Origin of the sequence: Schaedlerella arabinosiphila (assembly GCF_003885045.1) — a bacterium.
GTDB classification, from domain to species: Bacteria; Bacillota; Clostridia; order Lachnospirales; family Lachnospiraceae; genus Schaedlerella; species Schaedlerella arabinosiphila.
In genome coordinates this window covers 3811198-3833026 of the sequence record NZ_RHJS01000002.1, presented here as the reverse complement: position 1 = coordinate 3833026, position 21829 = coordinate 3811198, and the positions used below count along the sequence as shown (strand labels likewise).

Below are 21829 nucleotides of genomic sequence, written 5' to 3'. Positions count from 1 at the left end.
AAGGTAAGGGAAAGGAAGGTGCAAAGCATTGTATAAAAAAATGACGGAAAAAGAGAAGGGCCTGGCCGTGGAAACGGTATGCCTGACAAAGATGTATAAGGACAAGGCGGCTGTGAAGCAGCTCAATATGTCCGTTCGGGAGGGCGAGATCTACGGCTTTATCGGAAAAAACGGAGCCGGAAAGTCTACCACCATGAAGATGCTGTGCGGGCTTGCAGGCCCTACGTCAGGCGAGATACGTCTTTTCGGAAAGCCGGTCAGCGATCCGGTGATCCGCAGGAGGATGGGCGTGCTGATCGAGACGCCGGGGCTGTACCCCCATATGACGGCAAGGCAGAATGCGGTGCTGAAGGCAAGATGCATGGGCCTTGCGGATGAGAGGAGCGTGGATGAAGCGCTGACTTTGTCAGGGCTTTCCGATGTCGGAACAAAGAAGGTAAAGTGTTTCTCCATGGGAATGAAGCAGAGGCTCGGGGTGGCGCTGGCCTTGCTGGGCAATCCGGATCTTCTGATTCTGGATGAACCTATCAACGGCCTGGACCCGGAGGGAATCCGGGAGCTGCGCCGGTTGGTTCTCAGGCTCCATGAGACGGGAAAGACGATTTTGATCAGTTCCCATATCCTGGGAGAATTGAGCAAGATTTCTACAACCTACGGTATTATTAAGGACGGGGAAATGATCGAACAGATCGCCAGACAGGCTTTGGAAGAAAAGTGTCTGGACTATTTCCAGATCCAGGTAGATGATGTCAGCCGGGCGCTTGTATTGATCCAGGAGGCATTTCCAAAGGTTCGGACAGAAGTGTCTGACAGCCGTATGGTGCGTGTCTACGGACTGGAAGAAGGGGCGGGGCTGATTCAGCTTCTGGTTGAAAAACAGATCCAGGTGTATGCTTCGGGCTTTCACCGTATGGATCTGGAGGACTATTTTCTGAGCCGTATGGAAGGGGGGAAGGCAGATGTTTAATTTACTGCGCATGGATCTTTACAGAATGAGGCGGAGCAGGTCGGCATATGTCTGCCTGGGGATTTTGTTCCTGACAACTCTGGCATCTTATATTCTTTTGTGGCTGCTGGCGACGCCCCAGGGGCAGGAGACGGCAATTCGTATCGGGATGATGACGGCGGAAGAGACACAGGAGTCTCTGAGCATGCTGGAAGGTATGGATACGCTGACGATGTTTCGGAATATTAACCTGGACGGCGGAGCCTATTGCATCACATTCGGCATCTGGGTCATACTGTTTGTGTGCATGGACTATCGGAGCGGCTTTTTGAAAAATATCATGGCGCTTTATCAGAACCGCTGGGTGTACGTGGGCAGCAAGCTGCTGGCGGCTGCATTGCTGAATATCCTGTATCTGATTTCAAACTTCCTGTTTGTAGTACTGCTCAATGCCCTGTTTGGAAATATGGTTCCACAGGCTGGACTGGGGGATGTGCTGTTTTACATGGCCTGGGCCTGGATTCTGACCACCGCGTTTGGGGGCCTGATGCTCCTGATCTGTGTCTGTACCCGGAGCACGGCGGCAGGGACATTTGCGGCCGTTCTGCTGGGCGGGGGCTCGGTTGTGTCGATGGTGCAGGGGATCTTGTCCATGTTCCATGCGGGGGACTGGCTGAATTACAGCATCTATATGACGCTCTCCAATGGACCGTCCAGATATACGGGTCTGCAGGACCTCAAAGTATTCGCCGTGGGGGCGGGATTTCTGGTGCTGTATTCGGCGCTGGCAGGATGGATCATGAAGAAACAGGACATCTGACCGGCCGGCTATATTATGAAGAGAGGGGGAGTACAGTGATGACCGCTGGGCTGGCAGTGTTAAGTATTTTGTGCGGATGGCTTCTGGTGCAGTATACCCGCAGCATCCTGGAAGTACGTTCCATCCGCAGACAACTGGAGGAAATAGAGCGGGGAAGCAGGATGGAGCTGGGAGTATACAGCCGTCAGAGAGAGATGCTGGCGCTCTGCAGAAAATTAAACGAACTGGGCAGGCAAAATATGCAGGGGCAGATCCGGTATGAAAAGGCGCAAAAGCAGTTAAAGCAGAATATTACCGCCCTGGCCCACGACATTCGGACTCCCCTTGCAGGGGCATCCGGGTACGTGCAGCTTGCAGGAGAGTGCAGGGAGAGAGGGCGGCAGGCGTATTATCTCCAGGCGGCGGAGGGCAGGCTCAAAGAGCTGGGGGATATGCTGGAGGAACTGTTCCTCTTTACAAAGCTGTCCGATGCGGATTTTGAACCGGACATGCGGAGGCTGCAGGTCCTTCCGCTGCTCGGCGACTGCCTGGTGGGGATGTACCTGCAGTTTGAGGAAAAAGGAATTTCTCCGGAGGTTCGGTTTGACTCAGAGGGATTCCGGGTGGATGCCGATGAAGAATATCTGAGACGTATCTTCCATAACCTGATTCGAAATGCCCTGCTCCACGGAACCGGAAATCTCGTGATCACCCAGCAGGAAAAACGCCTGACGTTTGAAAATGCCGTATCGGAAACGAGCAGGCCGGACACCGAACAGATTTTTGAACAGTTTTATAAAGCAGATTCAGCCCGGAGGAAGGGGTCCTCCGGGCTTGGGCTGTTTATTGTAAAAGAACTGATGGAAAAGATGGGCGGGGGCGTAAAAGCGGAACTGGAACAGGAAAAACTCCGCATTATACTCAAATTTCCATGATTTCCATGTTTCCATTAATTTTTCTGGACATTTTTCTTTGGTATGGTATAATATAAACGGGTTTTTATAGATGGAAATGTCCCGTTGGCTTTTAATACGGACAATGATTATATATGCAGACCTGATATAGCAGAAACCATGGGTATGGAGGGTGATTGATTTATGAATGAGAAAATGAAAAACAAAGAAAGGATTTTGATCGTCGATGATTCCGAGATGAACCGCATGATCCTGGCAGACATGCTGGAGGATCAGTATGAGATTTTGGAAGCGGCAGACGGGGCAAGGGGAATTGCGATCATGCAGCAGATGGGTTCCCAGATCTCTCTGGTTCTTCTGGACATTGTGATGCCTGAGATGGACGGGTTTGAAGTCCTGGCAGTCATGAATCAGAAGAAATGGATCGAGGATGTACCGGTGATCATGATTTCGGCAGAAAGTACGCCTTCCTATGTACAGAGAGCTTATGAACTGGGAGTGACGGACTATATCAGCCGCCCCTTTGATTCCCTTGTCGTACAGCGAAGGGTAATCAACACGATTATGCTCTATGCGAAGCAGAGGAAGCTCATTCAGATGGTGACCAAACAGATGTATGAGAAAGAGAAGAACGCCAGCCTCATGGTGACGATACTGAGCCATATCGTAGAGTTCCGTAACGGAGAGAGCGGTCTTCACGTACTGCATATCCAGACGATCACGGAGCTTATCCTCAAGAGCCTTCTCGGGAAGACGGATCAATATAAGCTCTCCCATGAGGACATCAATATGATTACGATGGCTTCCGCGCTGCACGATATCGGCAAGATCGCGATTCCGTCCGAAGTCCTGAACAAGCCGGGACGGTTTACGGCTGAAGAATATGAAGTGATGAAGACTCACTCCGCGGTAGGAGCTTCCATGCTCAAGGATCTTCCGTTCCATCAGGATGAATTGCTGGTCAAGGTCGCGTACCAGATCTGCCGGTGGCATCATGAACGGTATGACGGCAGGGGGTATCCGGACGGCCTGAAAGGGGAGGAGATCCCGATCAGCGCCCAGGTTGTGTCCATGGCGGACGTGTATGACGCATTGACCAGTGAACGGGTATACAAAAAAGCGTTTTCACACGAGACGGCCCTGCAGATGATCCAGGACGGAGAGTGCGGTACATTCAACCCGATTCTGGTAGAGTGTCTGCTGGATGTGGCGGACAGCCTTCTGGAAGAAATGAAATCCGCCTCCCTGAATAATAAAAATGAAAAAGAGATGCGCAGCATCGTGGATGAGATTCTGCATCATGAGGAATTGGATGATACCAACAGCGCGCTGCATTATCTGGAAGATGAGAGAGCCAAGAACCAGTTCTATGCTTCGATCTCAAGGGAGATTCAATTTGAATATACGGTATCTCCGTCTGTGCTGACCCTGACGGACTGGAGCGCGAAGACCCTGGGGCTTACGGAGGTGACGATAGAACCTCTTAAGAATGAAAAGACCTGGGCAGCCATGAGCAGACAGGACATGCAGAACCTTCAGGCACTTCTCCGGGGGACATCACCGGAGGAACCGGATGTACGCTACAGATGTACCACCCGGATCGGGGGAAAAGACCGTGCCTGCGAGTTTGTCTGCCGGGCGGTGTGGTCTGATGAGGAAAAACCGCAGTATCTCGGCGCGTACGGCAAGGTACTGGATGACCGTGACGAATAAAGACATTTTTTTGGAAGGAGTATAGAAAGATGACAGTAAAAGAATGCTATGAACAGATCAATGGAGATTATGAGGGCGTATTCGGGCGTTTCCGGGGAGACGAAAGGATCAAGAAATTTGCGGTCAAGTTTCTGGCCGACGGAAGCTTTGACAGTCTGTGCAAGACACTGGAGGCCGCTGACTACAGCGAGGCATTCCGGGCGGCCCATACATTGAAGGGTGTCAGCCAGAACCTGGGCTTTACCGGACTCTATATGGCAAGCGAAACGCTTACAGAAATGCTTCGCAGCCATCCGGAGGATTATGTTCCTTCTATGCTGGATGAACTGAAAGCAGAATATGAAAAGACTTACGCAGCGGTTGAGAAATTAAAGGCAGAATAAAGAGGACACATTTATGTATCAGAAAACTAAAAAGAAACTATGGATTAGTTTTTTGTGCCTGATAGTGATCTGTATTGTGATTTTTGCATGGATGTACCAGTTCCTGGGTGAAAAAAACGAAGAGACTGTCACCGAGATCGGTATGATCTATATGTCGGAAATGAACAGGCAGTTAGAACAGAAGTATTCCTCGATCATTGACCTGCGGAGATCTCAGGTCGAAGGAATCCTCAAGCGTACTTCACCGGACAGTGTCGTCTATGATGAACAGATGCTGGAAGAGATGCGTCTCAATGCAAGCGTCCGCAACGCTCTGTATATGGGCTTTTATACAAGAGCGGGAGACAATGAGACCATCTACGGAGAACCGCTGGAACCGGACAGTGCAGATGAATTTCAGCGTCTTCTGAACGGAGAGATACAGGTGACCTCCTGTCTGCTCGCGGACGGAAAAAAAATGCTCCTGCTGGGAAGCGAGGCAGAGTATCCGATGAGCGGCGGCAGGACAAGCGAGCTTCTGGTTGTGGGATTTGATATGGAAGACCTGGAACAGGCGCTTGTCACGCAGGAAGAGAATGCGCTGGTGTATACGCATATCATTCAGGCCGATGGAAATTTTGTCGTACGAAACGGTTATGACGGCTGGGCCAACTATTATCAGTACCTTGAGGACAATATCAGGGAATATAATGGAAAGACGCCGGAGGTGTATGTACAGGAGCTTCGGGAAGCCATCGAGAAGGATACAGAGTATTCCGAACTGGTTCTTGTGGCGGAGAGCCACCGGCATCTGTACTGTACGCCGCTTCCGGGATCTGCGTGGCATCTGGTAAGCGTCATGCCCTATGACGCGCTGGACAAGATCATCAGCAGCCTGGGCGAACAGCGGGTCGGCCTGGTATTAGGCGCCTGCGGCGTGCTGATATTTGTAGTGCTGATCGTGTTTGCGGTGTATCTCAGGGTGATCCACCAGCAGATGGAAGAACTGGATCGGGCAAGGAAGGAAGCCATTCATGCAAACCAGGCGAAAAGTGAATTTTTGTCTAATATGAGCCACGATATCCGGACTCCTATGAACGGCATCGTGGGCATGACGGCGATTGCCATGGCGAATATCCATGACCCCATGCGGGTGCAGGACTGCTTAAAGAAGGTGACGCTGTCCAGCAAGCATCTGCTGGGACTGATCAACGACGTACTGGACATGTCAAAAATTGAAGACGGCAAGCTTACGCTGAATATGGATGCGCTTTCCCTGAGTGATGCGATGGACAGCATTGTGAATATCGTACAGCCGCAGATCCACAGCAAAAGGCTGCATTTTGATATTTTTGTGCAGAACATACAGATTGAGGAAGTATTCTGCGACGGCGTGCGCCTGAACCAGGTGCTGCTCAACCTTCTGTCAAACGCGATCAAGTTTACGCCTGAGAACGGCAGGGTCAACATCTATCTCTCCCAGGAGGACTCTCCGAAGGGAGATCAGTATATACGGTGCCATTTCCGGGTAAAGGATACCGGGATCGGAATGTCGCCGGAATTTGTGGAGAAGGTCTTTGACAGCTTTACAAGAGATGAGGCGCAGGTTCGCAAGATTGAAGGAACGGGACTTGGAATGGCCATCACGAAGTGCATTGTAGAGGCCATGAAAGGCAGCATTGAGGTGCAAAGCGAGCAGAACAAAGGCACGGAATTTCACGTGACGCTGGATCTGGAAAAGGCAGAAACGCGTTTGGAGGACATGCTTCTCCCAAGCTGGAATATGCTGGTTGTGGACAACAATGAAGATCTCTGCCAGAGCGCGGTTCACGCACTGGGTGAGATCGGGGTTCGGGCAGAATGGTCGATAGACGGTAAGACGGCGCTTAAGATGGTGGAAGAACGCCATGCCAGACATGACGATTACCAGGTGATTCTTCTGGATTGGAAGATGCCCGGGCTGGACGGCCTGCAGATGACCCGCGCGATCAGAAAGATGGTGGGTGACGAGATTCCGATCCTGATCGTTTCGGCGTATGACTGGAGCGACATTGAGGAAGAGGCGCTTGCGGCAGGAGCCCACGGATTTATCTCCAAGCCCCTGTTCAAGTCCAATCTTTACCTTGGGCTGAGCAAATTCGCGGGAGGGACTTTCGTTCAGGAGGAGCAGATAAACGATACCCATGATTTTACAGGGAAGAATATTCTTCTTGCAGAGGACAATGACCTGAACTGGGAGATTGCGGAGGATCTTCTGCTGGAGGTTGGATTCAAAGTCAACCGGGCGGAAAACGGCCAGATCTGCGTGGATATGTTTAAGCAGTCAGAGGTCGGTGAGTATGACGTGATCCTCATGGATATCCGTATGCCGGTGATGAACGGATACGAGGCAGCGACGGCCATCCGGGCTCTGGACCGTCCGGATGTAAACCTGCCCATCATTGCCATGACGGCAGATGCATTTTCAGATGATGTACAGCACTGTCTGGACAGCGGCATGAACGCGCACATTGCAAAGCCGATTGATCTGGACAAGCTTCTTATACAGTTGGAAAAATATATAGAATAGAGGGCGCATCTGCGCACGGATACGGACGGCGATGTAATATCGCCGTCTCTGTCGATATTCAGCAATAGGAAAGGGAGAACTGCAGTTTATGGAGATGGTACAGGCACGGGAGCTGATCTATGAATATGAAAAGCGCGATGATGAAGGCAATGTCATCGGTATGAACCGCGCGGTAGACGGGATAGATCTGGATATCGGCCCGGGGCAGTTTGCGGCGATCCTGGGGCATAACGGTTCGGGAAAATCCACCCTTGCGAAGCATATGAACGCGATTCTGGTTCCCACCGGCGGAACCATGTGGGTCAACGGAAGGGACACGAAGGACCCGCGGGAGCTGATGCCGGTCCGCCAGTCGGCAGGAATGGTATTTCAGAATCCGGATAACCAGATCATCGGCACGGTGGTGGAGGAGGATGTGGGGTTCGGCCCTGAGAATCTGGGCGTGCCTACGGATGAGATCTGGAAACGCGTGGAGGACAGCCTGAGCGCGGTGGGAATGCTGGAATACCGTACCCATTCTCCCAACAAGCTGTCCGGCGGACAGAAACAGCGGGTGGCCATTGCGGGAGTAATCGCCATGGAACCCCAATGTATTGTTCTGGACGAGCCTACCGCAATGCTGGATCCAAACGGGCGGAAGGAAGTCATAAGGACCGTGCAGGAACTCAGAAAACGGAGGCATGTGACCGTGATCCTGATCACGCATTATATGGAGGAAGTGATTGACGCGGACCAGGTCTATGTGATGGACAGCGGGCACATCGTCATGAAGGGAACTCCCAGGGAGATCTTCAGCCGGGTGGAAGAATTGAAAAAATACCGTCTGGATGTCCCCCAGGCTACGATGCTGGCGGAGGAGCTTCGGAAGCGGGGGCTTCCGGTTCCGAGAGGAATCCTGCGGAAGGAAGAACTGGTGGAAGCAGTCGCAAAAATAGCCGGAAGGACAGGGAAGTAGGATGTCGATTCGATTGGAGCATTTGAACTATGTATACAGCCAGGGCACTGCATATGAAAAGCAGGCGTTAAAGGACGTGTCGCTGGAGATCCCCCAGGGACAGTTTGCGGGGATCATCGGCCATACCGGTTCCGGGAAGTCCACGCTGATCCAGCATTTGAACGGTCTGCTTTGGGCATCGTCGGGGGCGCTGTATTATGACGGAAAAAATATTTATGACAACGGATATCCCCTCAGGGAACTGCGCAGCCAGGTAGGACTGGTTTTCCAGTATCCGGAGCATCAACTGTTTGAAGTGGATGTTTTTACAGATGTCTGCTTTGGGCCCAAAAACCAGGGGCTTTCCGCGGAGGAATGTGAGGCGCGCGCCAGGGAAGCGCTTGAGTTGGTAGGATTTCCCGAAAAATATTATCGGCAGTCGCCCTTTGAACTGTCTGGCGGACAGAAACGCCGTGCGGCCATCGCCGGAGTGCTGGCAATGCGGCCCCGGGTCCTCGTGCTGGATGAACCTACGGCGGGGCTGGACCCGAAGGGACGGGACGATATACTGGAACAGGTGGCGCACCTTCATGCGCAGACCGGTATGACCGTGGTCCTTGTTTCCCACAGTATGGAAGATATTGCCAGATATGTGGAACGGATCATCGTGATGAATCGAGGGGAAAAGATGCTGGATGATACTCCCAGGAATGTGTTTTCCCATTACAGGGAACTGGAACAGGTCGGGCTGGCGGCCCCCCAGGTCACCTATATGATGCATGATTTGAAAGAGAGAGGGTTTGGCGTGCGCACAGACGTCACCACCGTGGAGGAGGCGGCGGATGAGATCGTGAGAGCGGTCGGGTTCGGGTCCCTCTGAAAATAAAGGAAAAAAGGAGTTTCCATGATCAGAGATATAACAATCGGGCAGTATTATCCTGCAAAAAGCTGTATACATCGGCTGGACCCCCGGGTAAAAATCGTCTGCACGCTGCTGTTTTTGATTTCCCTGTTTGTGCAGAACAGCGTACTGGGATACGGCATTGCGACCTTGTATCTGGCGGTGGTCATCAAAGCCAGCAGAGTGCCGCTTAAGTTTATCGTGAAAGGGCTTAAGGCCATTGTAGTATTGCTGCTGTTTACCGTGTGTATGCAGTTGTTTCTCACGAGAGGCGGCAGGGATCTGGTTCATTTCTGGATCTTTCATATTACAGAGAACGGCCTGCGGACCGCTGTGTTTATGGCGGTGCGCCTGATCTATCTGATCATGGGTTCGTCGATCATGACATTTACGACAACGCCCAACGGCCTGACAGACGGGATCGAAAGCCTTCTGCGGCCGTTGAACAGATTCAGGGTACCGGTGCATGAGGTGGCGATGATGATGTCCATTGCCCTGCGTTTTATTCCGCTTTTGCTGGAGGAGACGGATAAGATCATGAAGGCGCAGATTGCCCGGGGGGCCGATCTGGAAAGCGGCAATCTCATTCAGAGGACGAAAGCGATGGTTCCGATCCTGATCCCCCTGTTTGTATCCGCCTTCCGGCGCGCCAATGATCTTGCCATGGCCATGGAATCCCGCTGCTATAACGGGGGTGAGAACCGGACGAAAATGAAGCCCCTGATCTACAGGGGAAGGGACTATACGGCATATACAGCCACCATTGTATATCTGGCCGCCGTGTTCGTACTGGGAAGGTTCGTACCATTTCATCTGTGGATATTCTGACTGTTTCCGGAGCAGCCGCGCTCCGGCGCGAGTGTGCGTTGAGACGCACACCTTTTTTAGGAATGGAGGTTTCTATGAAGCGTATCAGGCTCATTGTCGCCTATGACGGCACCGGATACTGCGGCTGGCAGGTCCAGCCCAACGGGATTACCGTGGAGGAAGTCATAAACCGCGGGTTGTCCAGGCTCTTAGGAGAGCAGATCCGGATCATCGGCGCCAGCCGTACAGATTCGGGAGTGCATGCCCTGGGAAATGTGGCCGTATTTGATACAAATACGCGTATCCCGCCAAAACGCATTTCCTATGCATTGAATCAGTATCTGCCGGAGGATATCGTGATCGTCAGGTCGGAGGAGGTGCCTGCAGACTGGCATCCCAGATATTGCAGCAGTGTCAAAACCTACGAATACCATATTTTCAATGCCGGTGTGCCGGATCCCACAAGACGGCGGAACACGGCCTTTGTCTCCTATCCGCTGCAGGTGGAGGATATGCGCCGGGGAGCAGAATTTCTCAAGGGAACACACGATTTTGCCAGTTTCTGTAATATCAAAACCAGCGTGGAGGATACGGTGCGGACAATCTATGACCTGGAGATCCTGGTGCAGGGACTTCCGGGAGGAGGAGACTGGGAAAAGGGCAGGGAGATTACGATCCGGATTCGGGGAAACGGATTTCTCTATAATATGGTTCGCATTATTGCGGGGACACTGCTGCGGGTAGGACGGGGGTACTATACGCCGGAGCAGGTGAAGGAGATTTTAGAAGCAAAGAGCCGTCAGGCGGCGGGAGTGACCGCGCCGCCCCAGGGGCTTTTGCTGGTCGGGATCGAATACAGGGATGCCGCGTGTCTGTGAAGGGAAAAAACTGCAGGATGCGGTGATATGAGGGCGGTCGTCTGTTTGGATGACCGCCCTTTGTTGTGATATTGCACAAAAAACAGTAAAAAGCAGAGGGAAAATAAGTGCAGATTTGTCTGAATTGCCGTATTTTGAGAATATGGGAAAATCAGGTCATTCGTCCTTTTTATTTCTTTGATTTATTCAGTATAATAGAACCAAGAGGTGAGGCCATGGATGTATTTAAAGAACTGCCGCTGAAAAAACAGACGTACATGGAGATGCTGTTTCAGAATTGTACGGAGGAAGTAAAGTACTATATGCGGGTAATGGAGGTGGATGAGAATGAGACGCTGATCAAGGCCGGGGAAAAGTGCAGCAATATTTATATCATCCTGTCCGGAAAGGTCACCGGAATCGAATGGCCCATGAATGAAAGGCCCTATTATTTTAAAGATTACGGCCCCGGAGACTTCTTTGGTGAGATTGAGTATTTTTCGGATCTGACTAATTACCGGATCGGAGTGATTACGGCTACCAGGTGCCGGGTGCTTGTCATCCCGGTGGCGCCCTACATGGAATGGCTGCGCAGCGACGTGGAGGCGCTGTATCTTCGAACCAGGGAGAACATGCGCAGGCTCATTTCCCAGACGGCCGACGCCCGGAAGTATCTGTTTATCGAAGGCAGGGAACGTCTGATGATGCATTTGATCCGGAAGTACGAGCAGAAACAGCCGCTGAAAAAGGAACTGGAGCTCAAGGAAAGCAGGGATCAGCTCTCAGAGGAGATCGGTTTTTCCGTAAAGACTCTGAACCGCAATATCAAAAAGCTCAGTGAGACCGGCTTAATCGATATACGGAAAGGAAAGATCGTCATATCGGAGGAGGGCTACCAGCAGATGAAACGGCATATCGGACAATATATTTATGGTGAGATTTGAGCAGGAGGAAGGCATATCTGAAAATGCGTTCCAACGAATTGCCGCCGAACGAAAGTGAGGGGGCGTTGCAAAAAGGAGGGAGAACGATGTATGTAGGAAAAAAAGTAACCCGGGTGGATGCTTATGACAAGGTGATCGGACGTACGAAGTACACAGATGACCTCTGCGACAAGAGCGCATATATTGCGCAGGTGCTGCATTCCACCATCGCTCATGGAAGGGTGGTGTCCATTGATACCAGTGAAGCGGAAAAGATACCGGGAGTGGTGAAGGTGTTCACCTGCTTTGATTTGAAGGAGAAGCACTATTTCCCAACGGCAGGGCATCCCTGGTCCACAGATCCGGGACATCAGGATGTGGCGGACCGCTTGGTCCTGACGGAGGAAGTCCGTTTCTATGGGGACGACATTGCTGCGGTGGTGGCAGAGGATGAAGTAGCGGCGGCACAGGCGGTCCGTGCGATCAAGGTAGAGTATGAGGAATACCCGTTCGTGCTGGATGTCCAGGAAGCCATGAAGGACGGAGCTCCGCAGCTTCACGAAAAGTACCCCAACAATATTTTAAAGCATACGACCATCCGCAAAGGAAACTATGAGGAAGCGATTAAGGAGCCGGGACTGACCAAAGTAGAGGGCTGGTACGAGACGCCCACGGTGCAGCACTGCCACATCGAGAATTTTATCTGCTATGCGGAGATGGAGGGGGATCGGATCACGGTGGTGGCATCCACGCAGATTCCCCATATTGTACGGCGAGTGGTGGGCCAGGCGCTGGGAATCGGCTGGGGCCGGGTTCGGATCATCAAGCCGTATATCGGCGGCGGGTTCGGCAACAAGCAGGATATCCTGTACGAACCGCTCTGCGCGTGGCTGTGCATGCAGCTCGGAGGGCATCTGGTGAAGCTGGATATTCCGCGCGAGGACACCTTTGTATCCAACCGGGTGCGCCATTCCATCCGCAATCATATCATTTCCTGGGTACGCCCGGATGGCACCTATGCGGCCCGGAAGCTGGAGGCATTTTCCGACCAGGGTGCATACGCTTCCCACGGGCACAGCATCGTGGCGAAAGGGGCAGGCGCTTTTCCGCAGCTTTACCCCTGCGATCATGTAGAGGTTGACGCCTATACGGTGTTTACGAATAAATCGGTGGCAGGCGCCATGCGCGGTTACGGGATTCCTCAGGCCATGTGGGCGGTGGAATGCCACACCGAGGACGTGGCGGCGAAGATGGGTATGGATTCCCTGGAATTTCGGCGGAAGAATCTGATGCCGGTGGGATATACAGATCCGTTTTCCAAAAATGAACTGTACTCGGATACCTTTAACCAGTGCCTTGACAAAGCTATGGAGGCCATTGATTATGAGCGGAAGTTCAAGGAGTACCAGAACCAGACGGGAGATATCCGGCGGGGAATCGGCATGTCCGTATTCTGGTACAATACAGCGGTGTGGCCCATTTCCCTGGAAACCTCGTCCTGCCGGATGGTGCTCAACCAGGACGGCTCCCTGCAGGTGCAGCTTGGAGAGACGGAGATCGGCCAGGGGGCGGACACGGCATACAGCCAGATGACGGCGGATGTGCTGGGCGTGCCGCTGGAGAGCGTCCATGTAGTATCCTGTCAGGATACGGACGTAACACCTTTCGGAACAGGAGCTTATGCGTCCAGGCAGACCTATACGGCAGGCTTTGCGATCCGCCAGACCGCAATGCTGCTGCGGGAGCGGATTTTGAAATACGCCCACGAACTGACCCGGATGCCTCCTTACAATCTGGACATTACAGACGGAAATATTGTCCGCACCACAGACGGACGGGAACTGATGACATTAGGGGAACTGGCCACCGAGGCGCTGTACAGCCTGACAAACAGCCAGCACCTGTCGGCGGAGAGCACATCCCAGATCAAGTCCAACGCGTATTCCTTCGGATGTACGATGGCGGAAGTGGAAGTGGATATTCCCATGTGCAGGGTAAAACTCCTGGACATTGTCAATGTGCATGATGCAGGAAAACTGATCAATCCGGCGCTGGCAGAGGCCCAGGTGCACGGCGGAATGAGCATGGGAATCGGGTTCGGCATGTCGGAACGGCTCATGTTTGACCCGAAGACAGGGCGGGCGCTGAACAACAATCTGCTGGACTACAAGCTTTCTACCTTTATGGATCATCCCAGGTTAAAGGCGTTGTTTGTAGAGAATCCGGAGCCCACCAGCGCATTCGGTACGAAAGCGCTTGGAGAGCCGCCTACCTGCTCTGTAGCGCCTGCAATCCGGAATGCGGTGTATCAGGCCACCGGAGTAGGAGTCAACGAGGCGCCTGTGAATCCGCACAACCTGTTCCGCAGATTTACGGAGGAAGGAATTTTCTAGTTCTATATGAAGGGAGGCAAACATTATGTATGATATAAAGGCACTTTACGAGGCGGAAAGTGTGGAGCATGCAGTCCGTCTTCTCATGGAACATCCGGAGGCGCAGATCATTGCGGGCGGAAGTGATGTTCTGGTGCAGATGCGGGAAGGAAAGCGGGCAGGCAAGGAGCTGGTCAGCATCTACGGACTGGATGAGATGCGCGGCGTCAGCTATGAAGAGGACGGTGCGATCCGCATCGGCTCCCTCACCAGCTTTTCACACATTACAAGGGATGCCATCATCCAGAAGCATATCAACGTGCTGGGCGAGGCGGTGGATATGGTAGGAGGCCCCCAGATCCGCAACATCGGGACCATTGGGGGAAATACATGCAACGGCGTGACGTCGGCGGATTCGGCTTCCACACTCCATGCCTGGGACGCGGTGGTAGAGATCACCGGGCCGGAAGGGGTGCGCAGAATCCCGATCCATGATTTTTACATAAAGGCGGGAGTGGTGGACCTGCGGCCGGGAGAGGTGCAGACGGCGATCATCATTCCGAAAGAGGCATATGAGGGCTATCACGGCCACTACATCAAGTACGCTATGAGAAATGCCATGGATATTGCCACTACAGGCTGCTCAGTGAACGTAAAATTGTCGGAAGACAAGAAGACCATCGAGGATGCACGGATCGCCTACGGCGTGGCAGGCCCGGTTCCTATGCGGGCGCCTTCCGCGGAAAAGTCGGCAAAGGGGAAACCGGTGTCAGAGGAGACCATCAAAGCCTTTGCGCAGGCAGTTCTGGAGGATATCAACCCGAGAGACAGCTGGAGGGCTTCTAAGGCATTCCGTCAGCACATTGCGGTGGTACTGGCAGAGCGGGCGCTGAAAGAGTCCATTCGTCTTGCAGGAGGTGAGGTCAATGAGTAAACAGTATAAATTGGTTTCCTGCACCATCAATGGGAAGCAGGTGGAAAAAATGGTGGATGTCCGCGCATCACTTACAGATATGCTTCGGGATGATTACCGGCTCACCAGCGTGAAAAAGGGCTGTGAGGTCGGAGAGTGCGGCGCGTGCAACGTGATCATAGACGGGGAATGCTTCAACTCCTGTATCTACCTTGCCGTATGGGCACAGGGCAAGGAGATACTGACCTTGGAGGGCCTTGCCGGACCGAATGGGGAGATCTCGGATATCCAGCAGGCGTTTATCGATGAGGCAGCGGTGCAGTGCGGATTCTGCAGCCCGGGATTCATCATGAGCGCAATGGAGATCTTAGAGGCCAAAAGAGAATTTTCGGACGATGAGATCCGCAAGCTGATGTCCGGCCACCTCTGCAGATGCACGGGATATGAGAACATCTTCCGGGCAGTGAAGAAAACGATGCTGCGCAGGCTGGGAAAAGAGAAAGAGGCGGACGCAGTTTAAAGACATATTGAAGGCAAAGAGCCGGATGTTGAGAATCGCAGGGAGAAGCGGTCGCTGACAGGCTGCTTCTCCCTTTATGGCCTTTTTTTCAGGAAGAGAGGAAAAATCTATGGAAAATAAAGAAGAACTCATCACGACCGTAAGTGAAGAAAATATTTATAAGTTAAACGGAAGGGTGCCGCTTGCAAAGGCAATTCCCTTCGGGCTTCAGCACGTGCTGGCCATGTTCGTATCAAACCTGGCCCCGGTGCTGATCGTGTGCGGCGCTGCGGTTGTCCGGGGGACAGGGGAATCCCTGACGGCAGTGGAGATCACACGGCTTCTGCAATGTGCCATGTTTGTAGCAGGTATCGGAACCTGCCTGCAGCTTTATCCGATCTGGAAGGTCGGCTCGAAGCTTCCCATCGTTATGGGGGTCAGCTTTACCTTCCTGGGAAGCCTTCTGATGATCTGTACCAATCCGGATCTGGGGTACGAAGGCATGGTGGGAGCCGTGATCCTGGGCGGAATCTTTGAAGGCCTGGTAGGGCTGAGCGCAAAATACTGGAAACGCTATCTGACGCCGGTGGTGTCTGCCTGCGTGGTCATTGCCATCGGGCTTTCACTTCTGCCGGTGGGAATGAACTCCTGGGGCGGCGGAAGCGGCGCAGAGACCTTCGGTTCATGGTACCACCTGCTGGTGGGCGCGTTTACCCTGGTGGTGTGCCTGGTATCCCGGTATTTGCTGAAGGGCGTATACAAAAACCTGAACATCCTGGTGGGGCTGATCCTGGGATATATCCTGGCGGGAATCTTTACGATTGCCGGGATCGCGCCTATGATTGATTTTTCAGGCATTACAAAGACGATCGGCGAGGTGGGATTTTTCAGTATCCCAAGGCTTGTGTTCCTGACCAGCCACAAACCGGTATTTGATATCGGAGCCTTCTTCACCATAGCCATCGTATTTCTGGTGTCCGCAGCGGAGACCACGGGGGCGACGACAGCCGTCTGCACCGGGACACTGGGGCGCGATATCAAAATCGAGGAGCTGCAGGGTTCCCTGGCGGTAGATGGATTTTCCAGTACCATTTCCGGGTGCTTCGGCTGTCTCCCGCTAACCTCATTCAGCCAGAACGTGGGGCTGGTGACCATGACCGGCGTAATCAACCGTTTTACGATCCTGATGGGCGCTATGATCCTGATCCTGGCATCGCTGTTCCCGCCGCTGGGTGCGTTCTTCAACTCGCTGCCCCAGTCCGTGCTGGGAGGATGTACGGTTATGATGTTCGGTTCAATCATGTACGAGGGAATGAAGATGCTCAAGGAATGTGAGTTTGACGACAGGACCATGATTCTGGTGTCCCTGGCATTCTGCATCGGCGTAGGACTGACCCAGACGGACGGCAACTTTTTCGCGGCATTTCCCCAGGCGGTAGGGGATATCTTCAACGGAAACGCGGTGGCAGGCGTGTTTGTGGTATCTCTGCTGCTCAGTTTCATACTGCCGAGAGAGAAAAAAGAATCAGAGAATTAAAGTCTGTGAGGGGCGCGCATCGGATGGATGTGCGCTCCTCTGTTTATGTTCCCTCCCGGTCACAGGCCGTTGCAGCGCAGGGGATTGACAAGGCCTGGGAAACACAATATACTAAAAAATATAGCGGCCATGCCAAAAAAGCAGGGGGAGGGATATCGGAAAAAGATATGCCTGCAAAGTAAAATGGATATAGAAAGGATGCGTGTTGTATGAATTATTCGGAACAGGAAGGAAAACAGTATCATATCCAGGTGGGAAAGGGAGACGTGGGAAAATATGTAATCCTGCCGGGAGACCCGAAGCGCTGCGCGAAGATCGCGGAGTACTTTGACGAAGCAAAGCTGATCGCGGACAGCCGGGAGTATGTGACTTATACCGGTTATCTGGACGGCGTGAAAGTGAGTGTGACGTCCACAGGCATCGGCGGCCCATCTGCGGCCATTGCCATGGAGGAGCTTGTGATGTCGGGGGCGGATACATTTATCCGGATCGGAACCTGCGGCGGTATGCAGACGGATGTGCAGAGCGGCGACGTGGTTATTGCAAGCGGCGCGATCCGGATGGAAGGGACGAGCAGGGAATATGCTCCCATCGAATTTCCGGCGGTAGCGGATGTGGGAATCGTGCATGCGCTGATCGAGGCGGCGAAGAAGCTGGAACAGAGGTACCATGTGGGGATCGTGCAGTGCAAGGATTCTTTTTATGGGCAGCACTCCCCGGAGATCAAACCTGTGAGTTATGAACTGCTGAATAAATGGGAGGCGTGGAAGCGTCTTGGATGCCTGGCCTCGGAGATGGAATCTGCCGCGCTGTTCGTGGTGGCAAGCAGTCTTGGCGTGAGGATCGGGTCCTGCTTCCTTGTTATGGCAAACCAGGAGCGGGAAAAGGCCGGGCTGGACAATCCGGTGGTCCATGACACGGATATGGCAATCCGCATGGCGGTGGAGGCGATCCGAAGCCTGATCCGGGAAGAACAGGAGGATATTGTATGAAGCATGAACAGATCGTGGAATTGATTGAAACGGCGGTTGACCAGCTCCAATATTCCTATGTGCCTTATTCCGGTTTCCGGGTCGGTGCGGCTCTCCTTGCACGGAACGGAAGGCTGTATACAGGATGCAATATTGAAAACGCTGCGTACACTCCGACAAACTGTGCGGAGAGGACTGCTTTTTTCAAGGCGGTCAGCGAAGGGGTCAGAGACTTTCAGGCAATCTGTGTGGTAGGAGGCCCGGACGGGCGGATGGAATCCTATACGCCGCCCTGCGGAGTCTGCAGACAGGTGATGATGGAATTTTGTGATCCGGAGGAATTTGAGATCATACTGGCGACCGGGAAGGAAGACTATAAAATATGGAAATTAAAAGAGCTGATGCCGCTGGGCTTTGGGCCTGACAATCTGGCATAGGAGAAGCTTTTGATTTAACGGAACTGCCTGAATTATTCGGGCAGTTTTGTTATGCAAAAAATTTCCAGCTGTGCGGTTACAATCCAACAGGTTGTTTACATGCAATTTATTGCAATGAAAATGACCTGTCGGATTAGCAACCGCACAGCTGGAAAAAGTTGCTGTCTTGCGATTGATTTCACAATGAAGATGTAAGAGATTACATTGTGAAAGTATATAAGTTTGAATAACAGGATTAATAGGCATAAATAAACAAAAAACAGGGGTTACTCATGGAATATAGAAGTGAAAAATGTGCAATTTGACGAAAAATATATTTGGTATTGACTTTTCGATAGTCTATATTTACAATAAAAATGTAAGTGCTTACATCATGAGGAATGGTTCACCTGATGATGGAAAAAAAGGAGAAAAAAATAAAAGAGAAAGGAATGAGAAACATGAGTCGTATGAAAAGATGGTTATCTGCAGCCTTATGTATTTGTATGGCGCTGGGGCTGGCGGGATGCGCTTCATCCGGCGCCGGCACTGTATCAGGGCGCAAGAGAATCGTAAGGATCTCCCACGCGCAGTCGGAGACACACCCGGAGCACCTTGGGCTGCTTGCGTTCAAGGAATATGTAGAGGATAATCTGGGAGACCGGTATGAGGTACAGATTTTTCCAAATGAGATCCTGGGGGCGGCCCAGAGGGCAATTGAGCTGACCCAGACGGGAGCCATTGATTTTGTTGTGGCCGGGACAGCCAACCTGGAGACCTTTGCCAGTGTCTATGAGATATTCAGTATGCCTTATTTATTTGACTCCGTGGAAGCTTACCATGAGACAATGATGGATACGGATTATATGGAGCAGATTTATGAATCTACAGATGAAGCCGGTTTTCGGGTTATGACCTGGTATAATGCAGGAACCAGAAGTTTTTATGCCAAGACGCCGATCGAGACACCAGACGATCTGAAGGGTAAGAAGATCCGGGTGCAGCAGTCGCCGGCCAGCGTGGCAATGACACAGGCGTTCGGCGCGGCGGCGTCCCCCATGAGTTTCGGCGAGGTCTATACGGCAATTCAGCAGGGAGTGATCGATGGGGCGGAGAATAATGAGCTGGCACTGACCAACAACAAGCACGGTGAAGTTGCTAAGTATTATGCGTACAACAACCACCAGATGGTGCCGGATATGCTGATTGCAAACCTGAAATTCCTGGAAGGGCTGTCGGATGAGGAACGGAAAATATTTACAGACGCGGCTAGGATTTCTACGGAAGTGGAGATGGAGAACTGGGATGAACAGGTAGCAGAGGCGAAGCGGATCGCTGAAGAGGATATGGGGGTGCAGTTCTCAGAGGTGGATGTGGAGGCATTCAAGGAGAAGGTTCTGCCTCTGCATGAGCAGATGCTGGAAGAAAATCCAAAGATCAGAGATTTCTACAGCCATATTCAAGAGGTCAATAAAGAATCAGGTCAGGAAAAGGGGGAGGATGAATCATGAAGGCATTGAATACACTCCGGAAAGGGATGGACCGGATTTTAAGCTCTGCATGCTTTGTAATATTCGCGTTTATGGTATGCATCGGGACATACCAGATTGTAGTACGTTATTTCTTCAACAGCCCCAGTACAGTCTCGGAAGAGCTGCTGACATATAGCTTCACCTGGATGGCTCTGCTGTCTTCCGCCTATGTATTTGGTAAAAGGGATCATATGCGGATGGGCTTTCTGGCAGACAAACTGACTGGTCAAAAAAGGCTGGCTCTCGAAGTGGCAATCGAAGTGCTGATCCTGGCATTTGCCGTGATCGTACTGATTTTCGGGGGAATCCGTATTATGGACCTGACTATGACACAGGTGACGGCATCTTTGGGAATCCCTATGGGAACGGTCTATACGGTGGTTCCTCTGAGCGGTGTCCTGATCGTAGTTTATACGGTTATCAATATCATTGACCTATGTGCGGGAAGGATAGAGCCGGGCGATACGGAGGAGACCCAGGAATAGAGAAAAGGAGGATTTTTTTATGGATATAGCAGTATTATCCGGACTGATTATTTTAGTAATGCTTGTGATCATGCTCGTAGCCGGTATGCCGATCGCGGTTGCCCTCGGAGTTTCATCCATCTGCGCAATCCTGCCGATCCTGAATTTTGAGGCGACGGTTGTAACAGGGGCCCAGAGGATATTTTCGGGAATCTCGGTGTTCTCATTGCTGGCGATTCCGTTCTTTATCCTTGCGGGAAATATTATGAACAAGGGAGGGATCGCCGTCCGGCTGATCAACCTGGCAAAGCTGGTGACCGGACGCGCTCCGGGAGCCCTTGCTCAGACAAATGTAGTGGCAAATATGCTCTTTGGGTCCATATCCGGTTCCGGTACGGCTGCCGCGTCGGCCATGGGCTCTATCATCGGACCAATTGAAAAGGAAGAAGGCTATGATCCCAATTTTTCCGCGGCTGCCAATATTGCCACCGCGCCTACCGGGCTTCTCATCCCGCCCAGCAATGTGATGATCACATTTTCTCTGGTCAGCGGGGGAACATCCGTAGCCGCGCTCTTCATGGCAGGATATGTGCCAGGCTTTCTCTGGGGGCTTGCGTGTATGCTGGTGATCTATGTGCTGGCAAAGAAAAAGGGGTACCAGAGCACTTCCAGATTTACAGGAAAAGAGGCACTGCAGGTATTGCTTCAGGCAATCCCATGCTTGCTGCTGATCGTGATCGTAATCGGCGGAATTATATTCGGTATCTTTACAGCTACGGAAGGATCGGTCGTGGCGGTTGTATACAGCCTGATCCTGTCCCTGTTTTTCTACAAATCCATCAAGCTTAAAGAGCTGCCGCAGCTTTTTAAGGAGAGCGCGGAGATGACGGGGATCATTATTTTCCTGATCGGAGTTTCCAGTATTATGTCATGGGTTATGGCATTTACCGGAATCCCGACAGCAATTTCCGATGGCCTGCTGGGACTGACAAACAATAAGTTCATTATCCTGCTGATCATCAATATTCTGCTGCTGGTGGTAGGTACATTTATGGATATGACTCCGGCATGCCTGATCTTTACACCTATCTTCCTGCCTGTGTGTGCGGCGCTGGGAATGAATACGATTCATTTTGGGATTATGATGATCTTTAATCTGTGTATCGGAACGATTACTCCTCCGGTGGGGACCACACTGTTTGTGGGCGTGCGTGTGGGAAATGTAAAGATCGAGACGGTATTTAAGCAGCTGCTGATCTACTTTGCCGCAATCTTTATTGTGCTGCTGCTTGTGACCTATATCCCGCAGATTTCTTTGTGGCTGCCGGGTCTGATGGGATATGTATAAAAAATAGATATTCAGAACGGCGGTTCTGCATGCTGCCGTTCTGAGGAATAAC

20 protein-coding genes are annotated in these 21829 nt (G+C 52.1%); all 20 read left to right on the top strand.

Annotated features, from left to right (window positions below):
• The first annotated feature begins 28 nt into the window (after positions 1 to 28).
• Entirely contained in the window at positions 29 to 967 is a 939-nt protein-coding gene (locus EBB54_RS18315) for an ATP-binding cassette domain-containing protein (RefSeq protein ID WP_125128474.1), read from the top strand.
• A complete protein-coding gene (locus EBB54_RS18310) occupies positions 960 to 1766 on the top strand; it encodes an ABC transporter permease (RefSeq protein ID WP_125128473.1) in 807 nt (268 codons plus the stop codon). Before EBB54_RS18315 ends, EBB54_RS18310 begins: the two co-directional genes overlap by 8 nt.
• Positions 1739 to 2680 carry a sensor histidine kinase gene (locus EBB54_RS18305; protein ID WP_243127718.1) on the top strand — a complete coding sequence of 314 codons (942 nt, stop codon included), beginning with the start codon at positions 1739 to 1741 and terminating at the stop codon, positions 2678 to 2680. Before EBB54_RS18310 ends, EBB54_RS18305 begins: the two co-directional genes overlap by 28 nt.
• A gap of 162 nt (positions 2681 to 2842) precedes the next feature.
• Positions 2843 to 4372: an HD domain-containing phosphohydrolase gene (locus tag EBB54_RS18300; protein WP_125128472.1), complete on the top strand. Its 1530-nt coding sequence runs from the start codon at positions 2843 to 2845 to the stop codon at positions 4370 to 4372.
• Between the two features lie 29 nt (positions 4373 to 4401).
• On the top strand, positions 4402 to 4755 hold the full coding sequence (locus EBB54_RS18295) for an Hpt domain-containing protein (protein ID WP_125128471.1): 354 nt from the start codon (positions 4402 to 4404) through the stop codon (positions 4753 to 4755).
• Between the two features lie 13 nt (positions 4756 to 4768).
• Positions 4769 to 7303, top strand: coding sequence for a hybrid sensor histidine kinase/response regulator (locus EBB54_RS18290; protein ID WP_125128470.1), 2535 nt, complete (start codon positions 4769 to 4771; stop codon positions 7301 to 7303).
• A gap of 88 nt (positions 7304 to 7391) precedes the next feature.
• Complete coding sequence (locus EBB54_RS18285) at positions 7392 to 8258, top strand: energy-coupling factor transporter ATPase (RefSeq protein WP_125128469.1); 867 nt, start codon at positions 7392 to 7394, stop codon at positions 8256 to 8258.
• Position 8259: 1 nt separating this feature from the next.
• A complete protein-coding gene (locus tag EBB54_RS18280; RefSeq protein ID WP_125128468.1) occupies positions 8260 to 9117 on the top strand; it encodes an energy-coupling factor transporter ATPase in 858 nt (285 codons plus the stop codon).
• 24 nt (positions 9118 to 9141) lie between these two features.
• On the top strand, positions 9142 to 9966 hold the full coding sequence (locus EBB54_RS18275; protein ID WP_125128467.1) for an energy-coupling factor transporter transmembrane component T family protein: 825 nt from the start codon (positions 9142 to 9144) through the stop codon (positions 9964 to 9966).
• Between the two features lie 74 nt (positions 9967 to 10040).
• A complete protein-coding gene (gene truA, locus EBB54_RS18270) occupies positions 10041 to 10823 on the top strand; it encodes a tRNA pseudouridine(38-40) synthase TruA (RefSeq protein WP_125128466.1) in 783 nt (260 codons plus the stop codon).
• A 215-nt stretch (positions 10824 to 11038) separates the two neighbouring features.
• Positions 11039 to 11746 (top strand): Crp/Fnr family transcriptional regulator, encoded by a 708-nt coding sequence (locus EBB54_RS18265; protein WP_004070125.1) that lies wholly within the window; start codon positions 11039 to 11041, stop codon positions 11744 to 11746.
• Positions 11747 to 11832: 86 nt separating this feature from the next.
• Complete coding sequence (xdhA, locus tag EBB54_RS18260; protein WP_125128465.1) at positions 11833 to 14118, top strand: xanthine dehydrogenase subunit XdhA; 2286 nt, start codon at positions 11833 to 11835, stop codon at positions 14116 to 14118.
• A 25-nt stretch (positions 14119 to 14143) separates the two neighbouring features.
• Positions 14144 to 15031, top strand: a complete 888-nt coding sequence (gene xdhB, locus EBB54_RS18255) for a xanthine dehydrogenase subunit XdhB (protein ID WP_125128464.1) — start codon at positions 14144 to 14146, stop codon at positions 15029 to 15031.
• Positions 15024 to 15530 (top strand): xanthine dehydrogenase subunit XdhC, encoded by a 507-nt coding sequence (xdhC, locus tag EBB54_RS18250; RefSeq protein ID WP_125128463.1) that lies wholly within the window; start codon positions 15024 to 15026, stop codon positions 15528 to 15530. Before xdhB ends, xdhC begins: the two co-directional genes overlap by 8 nt.
• Before the next feature lie 109 nt (positions 15531 to 15639).
• Positions 15640 to 17046, top strand: a complete 1407-nt coding sequence (locus EBB54_RS18245) for a uracil-xanthine permease family protein (RefSeq protein ID WP_125128462.1) — start codon at positions 15640 to 15642, stop codon at positions 17044 to 17046.
• Positions 17047 to 17255: 209 nt separating this feature from the next.
• Complete coding sequence (gene udp / locus EBB54_RS18240) at positions 17256 to 18038, top strand: uridine phosphorylase (protein ID WP_125128461.1); 783 nt, start codon at positions 17256 to 17258, stop codon at positions 18036 to 18038.
• Positions 18035 to 18454 carry a cytidine deaminase gene (locus EBB54_RS18235; RefSeq protein ID WP_125128460.1) on the top strand — a complete coding sequence of 140 codons (420 nt, stop codon included), beginning with the start codon at positions 18035 to 18037 and terminating at the stop codon, positions 18452 to 18454. The genes udp and EBB54_RS18235 overlap by 4 nt, the downstream gene beginning before the upstream one ends.
• Positions 18455 to 18939: 485 nt before the next feature.
• Positions 18940 to 19944 (top strand): TRAP transporter substrate-binding protein, encoded by a 1005-nt coding sequence (locus EBB54_RS18230; RefSeq protein WP_243127890.1) that lies wholly within the window; start codon positions 18940 to 18942, stop codon positions 19942 to 19944.
• On the top strand, positions 19941 to 20450 hold the full coding sequence (locus EBB54_RS18225; protein ID WP_016296229.1) for a TRAP transporter small permease: 510 nt from the start codon (positions 19941 to 19943) through the stop codon (positions 20448 to 20450). The genes EBB54_RS18230 and EBB54_RS18225 overlap by 4 nt, the downstream gene beginning before the upstream one ends.
• Positions 20451 to 20469: 19 nt before the next feature.
• Positions 20470 to 21777, top strand: a complete 1308-nt coding sequence (locus tag EBB54_RS18220) for a TRAP transporter large permease (RefSeq protein WP_016296230.1) — start codon at positions 20470 to 20472, stop codon at positions 21775 to 21777.
• The last annotated feature ends 52 nt before the right edge of the window (positions 21778 to 21829 follow it).